The organism is Methylophaga sp. UBA1464 (genome assembly GCF_002325665.1).
Taxonomy (GTDB): Bacteria; Pseudomonadota; Gammaproteobacteria; order Nitrosococcales; family Methylophagaceae; genus Methylophaga.
Genome location: NZ_DCSO01000012.1, coordinates 13,596 through 15,592 on the forward strand (window position 1 = coordinate 13,596; position 1,997 = coordinate 15,592).

Consider the following 1,997-nt stretch of genomic DNA (forward strand, 5'->3'; position numbering starts at 1 on the left):
ACAGAGACACATAGGGCACAGAGAATTAAAAAAAACATGCGGAGCGGAGGGTTAATCGTTTAGCATTCTCACAATGCCTTGTCGCATCATTGAAACATTAAAGTTGAGTAATAATCCATATCTCAGCTTTGCTAGTTTCAGGTAGGTTAAAAGTTGAGCTTTATGAAGCCCAGTAAGACTTTCTACTGTTTTTAACTCCACAATTACTTTGTCTTCAACCAGCAAATCTAGTCGATAAGCAGAGTTAAGTTGTCTACCTTTATAGAAAATTGGCAGGGGATATTGATTCAATAATCGTAAACCTCTCTGCTTTAATTCGCTTATCAGACACTCTTCATAAATTGCTTCTAAAAGGCCCGGACCAACTTGACGATGCACCTCAATTGCCGCACCAATAATTTCACCTGTTAATTCATTACTCATAAGCCTCCTCCCTGAGACATTACAATTTAGAAATCTATCACTATCTCTGTGCCCTCTGTGTCTCTGTGGTTAACGCTTTTAACAACCCCAACGAAGTGCGGCAGTATGTACAGGGGCATCCCACAGAGCGAGCATTTCTTCATCCAGTAAGGTCAATGTCACTGAGCAACCAGCCATATCGAGAGAGGTTGTGAAGTTACCAACTAACGAGCGTTTGATTTCAATCCCCTTCCCTTCCCAGAATTTTGCCGCCAAATCGTAGACCAGATAGAGCTCCATCAACGGTGTCGCGCCAAAACCATTTACATGTAACAACACCTGCTGACCAGGCTGAGGATTTAATTCCTTATCAATGGCGGCGGTTACATGCTGAACCAGTTCCTCTGCCGAAGCCATCGTCATCGGTTCACGCCCTCTTTCACCATGAATGCCGACGCCCATTTCAATTTCGTCTTCACTGATTTCAAATGTAGGACGCCCCGCAGCGGGTACGGTACAACTGCTTAAGGCAAAACCCATTGAGGCTGTATTATCAGCAACACGATCACCCAGCGCTTTACACCGGGACAGATCGTAATCCTGTTCTGCCGCGGCACCGACAATTTTCTCCACAATCAATGTGCCCGCCACCCCGCGGCGACCGGTACTATGTGCTTCGGGTAAAGACACGTCGTCTTTTACCAGTACCGTCTCATGCTGACATTCCAGCATTTCAGCCGCAATTTCAAAATTCATCACATCGCCAGCATAGTTTTTGACAATGAATAACACACCAGCACCATTTTCTACTGATTCGGCAGCAGCTAGCATCTGATCAGGGGTTGGTGAGGTAAAGATTTGTCCAGGACAGGCGGCATCCAACATGCCATTCCCTACGAGCCCGGTGTGAAGCGGTTCGTGTCCTGAACCACCACCGGAAATCAGTGCAACTTTTGGTTTTTCTGACAAAGTTAAACGACGGACAAATGCGGGTTGTTGCTGCAAATAAACAATATCCTGATGCGCTTTGGCAAAGCCGTTAAGGCTTTCCTCAAGCACTTTATCAACATGGTTCATTATTTTTTTCATTATCTCAATCTCCTGATTATCAGAGCTGTTTTAATATTGTCGTGATTTCCTGAATATCCTTAAATATCCAGTCGGGGCGATAATCAATATCCGCCAGATCGGCTTCCGATGACACTCCGGTTAACACCATAATGCTGCGCATACCGGCGTTAACGGCACCTAATATATCGGTATTTAATCTATCGCCAATCGCAACCGTGTTATGTTTATTTGTACCGAGAATTTCAAAAGCCTGCTGATACAGAATGGGTTCGGGCTTACCAATCACTATAGGTTCGACACCCGTTACCGCTGTTAAAGCGGCCAGTACACCACCATTTCCCATAACCTCGCCAAGTTCGGTGGGTAAGGTAGTATCTGCATTGGTGGCATAAAACTCAGCTCCGGCACGTATATTTAACGTTGCTGTGGCCAGCTTATCCCATGTCAGTTTCCTGTCTAAACCTGACACCACTATATCCGCCCAGATATTCTCAGTGTTGGATTGCGGATCAGCTGGGTAGTAA

The 1,997-nt window shown here is 45.3% G+C and carries 3 protein-coding genes; all 3 read right to left on the reverse strand.

Annotated elements, in window-relative coordinates:
* Nucleotides 1-51: 51 nt before the first annotated feature.
* A complete protein-coding gene (locus B3O33_RS01040) occupies nucleotides 52-423 on the reverse strand; it encodes a GxxExxY protein (RefSeq protein ID WP_292361952.1) in 372 nt (123 codons plus the stop codon).
* 78 nt (nucleotides 424-501) lie between these two features.
* On the reverse strand, nucleotides 502-1,491 hold the full coding sequence (gene dhaK, locus B3O33_RS01045; protein ID WP_292361951.1) for a dihydroxyacetone kinase subunit DhaK: 990 nt from the start codon (nucleotides 1,489-1,491) through the stop codon (nucleotides 502-504).
* A 19-nt stretch (nucleotides 1,492-1,510) separates the two neighbouring features.
* Nucleotides 1,511-1,997 (reverse strand): HAD-IIA family hydrolase (locus B3O33_RS01050; protein ID WP_292362755.1); only part of this gene is annotated, 487 nt, incomplete at its 5' end.

Coding starts and splice junctions, on each gene's coding strand:
- B3O33_RS01040 (WP_292361952.1), bottom strand. CDS start 423: ATGAGTAATGAATTAACAGGTGAAATTATTGGTGCGGCAATTGAGGTG.
- dhaK (WP_292361951.1), bottom strand. CDS start 1,491: ATGAAAAAAATAATGAACCATGTTGATAAAGTGCTTGAGGAAAGCCTT.